General features: G+C 71.4%; 6 protein-coding genes. 1 reads left to right on the forward strand and 5 read right to left on the reverse strand.

All coding sequences use genetic code 11. The features are described from left to right. Window positions 1-15: 15 nt before the first annotated feature. Window positions 16-1,878, reverse strand: a complete 1,863-nt coding sequence (ilvD, locus tag ACFWEJ_RS25730; RefSeq protein ID WP_285107095.1) for a dihydroxy-acid dehydratase — start codon at window positions 1,876-1,878, stop codon at window positions 16-18. Window positions 1,879-2,083: 205 nt separating this feature from the next. Between ilvD and ACFWEJ_RS25735 the strand changes: the two genes are divergently transcribed. Next, window positions 2,084-2,518 carry a CBS domain-containing protein gene (locus ACFWEJ_RS25735; RefSeq protein WP_377232016.1) on the forward strand — a complete coding sequence of 145 codons (435 nt, stop codon included), beginning with the start codon at window positions 2,084-2,086 and terminating at the stop codon, window positions 2,516-2,518. A 56-nt stretch (window positions 2,519-2,574) separates the two neighbouring features. On the opposite strand, the gene ACFWEJ_RS25740 is transcribed toward ACFWEJ_RS25735, so the two are convergent. The 4 genes from ACFWEJ_RS25740 to gatC are packed head-to-tail and all read right to left on the reverse strand — an operon-like array spanning window position 2,575 to window position 6,556. Further along, entirely contained in the window at window positions 2,575-3,159 is a 585-nt protein-coding gene (locus ACFWEJ_RS25740; RefSeq protein WP_377232017.1) for a GNAT family N-acetyltransferase, read from the reverse strand. Between the two features lie 40 nt (window positions 3,160-3,199). After that, complete coding sequence (gatB, locus tag ACFWEJ_RS25745) at window positions 3,200-4,720, reverse strand: Asp-tRNA(Asn)/Glu-tRNA(Gln) amidotransferase subunit GatB (RefSeq protein ID WP_377232018.1); 1,521 nt, start codon at window positions 4,718-4,720, stop codon at window positions 3,200-3,202. Next, the gene (gene gatA, locus ACFWEJ_RS25750; protein ID WP_377232019.1) at window positions 4,717-6,258 is read right to left on the reverse strand and encodes an Asp-tRNA(Asn)/Glu-tRNA(Gln) amidotransferase subunit GatA; all 1,542 of its coding nucleotides are present in this window, start codon (window positions 6,256-6,258) and stop codon (window positions 4,717-4,719) included. The genes gatB and gatA overlap by 4 nt, the downstream gene beginning before the upstream one ends. A gap of 1 nt (window position 6,259) precedes the next feature. Beyond that, window positions 6,260-6,556 carry an Asp-tRNA(Asn)/Glu-tRNA(Gln) amidotransferase subunit GatC gene (gatC, locus tag ACFWEJ_RS25755; protein WP_377232020.1) on the reverse strand — a complete coding sequence of 99 codons (297 nt, stop codon included), beginning with the start codon at window positions 6,554-6,556 and terminating at the stop codon, window positions 6,260-6,262. Between the last annotated feature and the right edge of the window lie 174 nt (window positions 6,557-6,730).

Genomic DNA, 6,730 nt, shown 5'->3' on the forward strand with positions numbered 1-6,730 from the left:
TGTCGCGCTCTTGCGTCAGCCGCGCCGCAGGCGTGCGACGTCGCGCACGGCCCCGCGGTCGGCCGACGTCGCCAGGGCCGCATAGGCCTGGAGCGCCGGGGACACGTACCGGTCGCGGGCGACGGGCTGCCACGGCCGCTCGGAGGACTCCATCTTGGCGCGGCGCTCGGCGAGCACCTCGTCCGGCACGTTGATCCGGATCATCCGGGTGTCGACGTCGATCTCGATCTCGTCGCCGTCCTCGACCAGGCCGATGGTGCCGCCCGCCGCGGCCTCCGGGGAGACGTGCCCCACGGAGATGCCGCTGGACCCGCCGGAGAACCGGCCGTCCGTGATCAGCGCGACGACCTTGCCCAGCCCGCGGCCCTTGATGTACGAGGTCGGGTAGAGCATCTCCTGCATGCCCGGCCCGCCGGACGGCCCCTCGTAGCGCACGACGACGACGTGGCCCGGCTCGACCTGCTTGGTCAGGATCTTCTCGACGGCCTCGTCCTGCGACTCACAGACGAGCGCCTTGCCCACGAAGTGGAAGACGTCCGGGTCGACGCCCGCCGTCTTGAACACGGCGCCGTCCTCGGCGAGGTTGCCGCGCAGCACGGCCAGCCCGCCCTCGACGGTGTACGCGTGCTCGATGTCGCGGATGCAGCCGCCCGCGCCGTCGGTGTCGAGCGTCTCCCACTGGTTGTTCGTGGAGAACGCCTTCGTGGTGCGCACGCCGCCCGGCGCCGCGTGGAACAGGCCGAGCGCCCGGTCGGTGGCCTTGCCGCCGCGGACGTCCCAGTCGTCGAGCCAGGCGCGCAGCGTGGGCGTGTGCACCGAGGTGACGTCGTGGTCGAGCAGGCCGCCGCGGTCGAGCTCGCCCAGCAGCGCGGGGATGCCGCCCGCCCGGTGCACGTCCTCCATGTGGTAGTCCGGGTGGTTGGGCGCCACCTTGGACAGGCACGGCACCCGCCGGCTGATGTCCTCGATGTCGGCCAGCGTGAAGTCGACCTCCGCCTCCTGGGCGGCCGCCAGGACGTGCAGCACCGTGTTGGTGGAGCCGCCCATGGCGACGTCGAGCGCCATCGCGTTCGCGAACGCCGCCTTGGTGGCGATCCCGCGGGGCGCCGCGGAGTCGTCCTCGTCCTCGTAGTACCGGCGGGCCAGGTCCACGATGGTGCGGCCGGCCTCCAGGAACAGCTCCTTGCGGGCGGCGTGCGTCGCCAGCGTCGAGCCGTTGCCGGGCAGCGACAGGCCCAGCGCCTCGGTCAGGCAGTTCATCGAGTTCGCGGTGAACATGCCGGAGCACGAGCCGCACGTGGGGCACGCGTTCTCCTCGACCAGGCCGAGCGCGGCGTCGTCCACGTTCTCGTCCGCCGAGTAGTTGATCGCGTTGATCAGGTTCAGCGGCGTCTTCGCGACGCCGTTCGCCACCACCGCCTTGCCGGCCTCCATGGGGCCGCCCGACACGAAGATCACCGGGATGTTGAGCCGCAGCGCGGCGTTCAGCATGCCCGGCGTGATCTTGTCGCAGTTGGAGATGCAGACGAGGGCGTCGGCGGTGTGCGCCTGGACCATGTACTCCACGGAGTCCGCGATCAGGTCGCGGCTCGGCAGGGAGTAGAGCATGCCGGCGTGACCCATCGCGATGCCGTCGTCGACGGCGATCGTGTTGAACTCCTTGGCGACGCCGCCGGCCTCACGGATCGCCGAGGCCACGAGGTCGCCCATGTCCTTGAGGTGTACGTGCCCCGGTACGAACTGCGTGTACGAGTTCGCGATCGCGATGATCGGCTTCCCGAAGTCCTCGGAACCCATGCCGGTGGCGCGCCAGAGCGCGCGGGCTCCGGCCATGTTGCGGCCGTGGGTGGACGTCCGGGAGCGCAGGGGACGACTCATGACTGTTCAGCTCCTTCGATGCTGGGTGGCCGTGCGCGATGCGGGCGAACGGCCTCGTCACGCTACCTCCGGTCCGGCGGGACCGACAGGCGGCGTCCACAGGGTGACCCCCTCACCCCTGGGGAAAATTCGCCCGGTGCCGTACCGTCGTAGCAGGAGGCCGCAACGACGCGGTCTCCGCCGCGCACTCGATGGAGGTCTCCCGATGCGAGTGACAGAGGCTCTGCGCCGCAAGGGTGGCCACGTGGTCACCATCTCGAAGGACCGGAGCGTGCGCGACCTGCTCGCTCTCCTCGCCGAGCACCGTATCGGCGCGGTCGTGGTGTCCGACGACGGCGTCACCGTCGACGGCATCGTGAGCGAGCGCGACGTCGTGCGCAGGCTGCACTCGGACGGGGACGAGATCCTGGACGGCACGGTCGAGGCGATCATGACGGTCGCCGTGCACACCTGCGGCCCCGACGCCACGCTCGACGAGCTCATGCCCGTCATGACGGAGCACCGGGTGCGGCACGTGCCCGTGCTCGTGGACGCGCGGCTCACGGGGATCGTGAGCATCGGCGACGTGGTCAAGCACCGGATCGCAGAGGTGCAGGCCGAGCGGGACCAGCTCACCGCCTACATCACCGGCGGCCCCTGACCGTTGCGTGGTCAGGGGCCGCCGGCGCATCGTCCGGGGATCTCGTCCCGGGCGACTCAGTCGTTGAGCGCGCGGAACTCGTCCTCGAGGATGCTCATCACGATCGCGTCCGCCCAGGTGTCGCCGTCGCGGTAGACGTCCCGCAGCCGGCCCTCCTGGCGGAACCCGAGCGACTCGTAGAGCGCCTGGGCACGCGGGTTGATGCTGAGCACGTCCAGGCTCACCCGGTGCAGGTGCGGGCCGGGATCGCTCTCGACGCCCTCGAACGCGAACCGCAGGACCTCGTCGATGGCCTCCCGGCCGTACCCGCGGCCCCGGTAGTTCGGCAGGAGCTGGAGCCGCAGGTTGGCCGAGCCGACGGCCTCGTCGAGGTCGTTCAGCACGATCTCGCCGATCATGTCGTCGCTGATCGGCTTGCCGTCCCGCATGGCGGCCGGGCAGATCGCCCAGTCGTACCGGCCGGGCCGGTCGCTGACGGTGCGCGCCCACTCGTCGATCTGGTCGCGCGTGAAGACGGCGGTGGTGCCGGTCAGGCGGGTGCCCTCCGGGTCCTGGACTGCCTCCCACAGGCGCTCCGAGTCGCGGGCCTCGATAGGCCGCAACCGGGTCATGTCGCCGTGCAGGAGGGGTCCGCGGGTCACCGGCCCGGCCTCGCAGCCGGGGTCGGCACCGCCGGAGCCGTCACAGCCCGATCCGATCCAGCACCAGCTCCCGGACCCGCTTGGCGTCGGCCTGGCCCTTGGTCGCCTTCATGACGGCGCCGATGATCGCGCCGACCGGCCCCTGGTTGCCGCCGCGGACCTTCTCGACGATGTCGGGCTGAGCCGCCAGCGCCTCGTCGATCGCGGTGAGCAGGGCGCCGTCGTCGGACACGACCTCGAGGCCGCGGGCCGCGACGACCGCCTCCGGGTCGCCCTCGCCGGCGAGCACGCCGTCGAGCACCTGGCGGGCGATCTTGTCGTTGATGCGGCCGGACTCCACGAGCTGCTGGAGCTGCGCGATCTGCGCCGGGGTGACGGACAGGTCCTCGAGCGAGACCTCGTCCTGCTTGGCCCGGCGGGCCAGCTCGCCCATCCACCACTTGCGGGCGCCGCCGGCGTTCGTCCCGGCGGCGACCGTCGCCTCGATGAGGTCGATGGCCCCGGCGTTGACGACGTCGCGCATCTCCGCGTCGGCGTAGCCCCACTCGCCCTGGAGCCGACGCCGGCGCGCGACCGGCAGCTCCGGGAGCGTCGCCCGGATCTCCTCGACCCACTCGCGGCTCGGGGCCACGGGCACCAGGTCGGGCTCGGGGAAGTAGCGGTAGTCCTCGGCGTCCGACTTCACGCGGCCCGACGACGTGGTGCCGTCCTCCTCGTGGAAGTGGCGCGTCTCCTGGATCACCGGCAGGCCGGCATCGAGCACGCCCGCCTGGCGGGACACCTCGTAGCGCACGGCGCGCTCGACCGAGCGGAACGAGTTCACGTTCTTGGTCTCGGTGCGCGTGCCCAGGGGCGACTCGGGCGTGGGCCGCAGCGACAGGTTCACGTCGGCGCGGACGTTGCCGCGCTCCATGCGGGCCTCGGAGACCCCCAGCGAGCGGAAGATGTCGCGCAGCGTCTGCACGTAGGCCCGTGCCACCTCGGGGGCGCGGTCGCCGACGCCCTCGATGGGCCGCGTGACGATCTCGACCAGCGGGATGCCAGCGCGGTTGTAGTCCACCAGCGAGTACTCGGCGCCCTGGATGCGGCCGGTCGAACCACCCACGTGGGTGTTCTTGCCGGCGTCCTCCTCCATGTGCGCGCGCTCGATCTCGACGCGGAACACCGCGCCGTCCTCCAGCTCGACGTCGATCCAGCCGTCGTAGGCGATCGGCTCGTCGTACTGCGACGTCTGGAAGTTCTTCGGCACGTCCGGGTAGAAGTAGTTCTTCCGGGCGAACCGGCAGCTCTCGGCGATGCTGCAGTTGAGCGCGAGGCCGATGCGGATCGCGTACTCGACGGCCTTGCCGTTGACGACGGGAAGTGCGCCCGGGAGCCCGAGGCTGACCGGGGTCACCTGGGTGTTGGGCTCGCCGCCGTACTCGACCTCGGCGGCGCAGAACATCTTGGTGAGCGTGCCGAGCTCCACGTGCACCTCGATGCCCAGCACCGGGTCGTAGCGGCGGACGGCGTCCTCGTAGGCGACCAGGCTCGTGGCCGTGGCGGTCGACGGTGCGGTCATCGGGCGAGCTCCGTGGTCTTGAGTTCGGGTGCCTTGTTCAGGAGGGGGCCGCCCCAGCTGCTCTCGAGGGCGGCCTCGAGGGCGGCGCCCACGCGGTACATGCGGTCGTCGGCCTTGGCGGGGGCCAGGATCTGGAAGCCGACGGGCAAGCCGTCGTCCGACAGGCCGTTGGGCAGCGACATCCCGGGCACGCCCGCGAGGTTGGCCGGGATGGTCGCGACGTCGTTGAGGTACATCGCCAGCGGGTCGTCCAGCTTCTCGCCGAACTTGAACGCCGTGGTCGGCGCCGTGGGCGAGACCAGCACGTCGGCCTGCTCGAACGCGGCCGCGAAGTCGCGCTGGATCAGCGTGCGGACCTTCTGCGCGCTGCCGTAGTAGGCGTCGTAGTAGCCCGCGGACAGCGCGTAGGTGCCGAGGATGACGCGGCGCTTGACCTCGTCGCCGAAGCCCGCGCCGCGCGTGGCGCCCATGACGCGCTCCGCGGTGACCGGGCCCTCGGCCGGCTCGACCCGCAGGCCGAAGCGCATGCCGTCGAACTTGGCCAGGTTGCTGGACGCCTCGGCGGGCATGATCAGGTAGTACGCGTCGAGCGCGTACGTGAAGCTCGGGCAGGAGACCTCGACGATCTCGGCGCCGAGCGCGCGCAGCTGGTCGAGCGACTCGTCGAACCGCGCGGAGACGCCGGCCTGGTAGCCCTCGCCCGCGAGCTCCTTGACGACGCCGACGCGCAGACCCTTGAGGTCGCCCTTGGCGCCCAGCTGGGCGGCCGCGACGACGCCGGGGACCGGCTCGTTGATCGACGTCGAGTCGTGGTGGTCGTACCCGCCGATGAGCTCGTGCAGCAGCGCGGCGTCGAGCACGGTGCGGGTCACGGGACCGGCCTGGTCCAGCGACGACGCCATGGCGATGAGGCCGTAGCGGGAGACGCCACCGTAGGTCGGCTTCACGCCGACAGTGCCGGTGACGGCGCCGGGCTGGCGGATCGAGCCGCCGGTGTCGGTGCCGATCGCCAGTGGGGCCTCGAAGCCGGCCACCGCGGCGGCGGAGCCACCGCCGGACCCGCCGGGGATCCGGTCGAGGTCCCAGGGGTTCTTCGTGTTGCCGAACGCCGAGTGCTCCGTCGAGGAGCCCATGGCGAACTCGTCCATGTTGGTCTTGCCGAGGATCGGCAGGCCCGCGGCCTTGATGCGCTCCACGAGGGTCGCGTCGTACGGCGGGATCCAGTTCTCGAGGATCTTCGACCCCGCGGTCGTCGGCAGCCCCTTGGTCACCACGACGTCCTTGACCGCGATGGGCACGCCCGCGAGCGGGTGCAGCTCCTCGCCGGCAGCGCGCTTCGCGTCGATCTCGGCGGCCGTGGCCAGCGCCTCGGCGGAGGAGACGTGCAGGAACGCGTGCAGGTCACCGTCGACGGCGGCGATGCGGTCCAGGTGGGCCTGCGTGGCCTCGACGCTGGTGAGGTCCTTGCTGGTCAGCGCGGACGCGAGGTCGGACGCGCTGAGCCGGGTGATGTCGTTCGTCATGTCGCTGGTACCCATCTCACTCTTCGCCAAGGATCTGCGGGACGGCGAACCGGCCGTTCTCCTGCTGCGGGGCTCCGGCCAGGACGTCCTCGACCGGCAGCGGGGCCTCGGGCACGTCGTCTCGGAACACGTTCGTCAGCGGGAGCGGGTGGCTCGTCGCGGGCACGTCTGCGGTGGCGACCTCGCTGATGCGGGCGACCGACTCGACGATCACGTCGAGCTCACCGGTAAGGCGGTCGACCTCGTCCGGTCGCAGGTCGATCCGTGCCAGCGCAGCCACGCGCGCGACCTCGTCGCGGGAGATGGTGGACATGGCCGCCAGTCTAGTCGCCGGACGGCCTCGGCTCGCCCCGATCCCCCGCCCGTCGCGTGTGAAATCTTCCCCGGAAATGCAGAAAGGGGGTGGGACTCCGAGACCGTCGACCATGGTCGACTATCTCAGGAGTCCCACCCCCTTTTCGGGGTATGGTTGTCCGGGGGCGTCCTA

This window comes from Promicromonospora sp. NPDC060204 (genome assembly GCF_042728455.1).
In the GTDB taxonomy this organism is placed as follows: Bacteria; Actinomycetota; Actinomycetes; order Actinomycetales; family Cellulomonadaceae; genus Promicromonospora.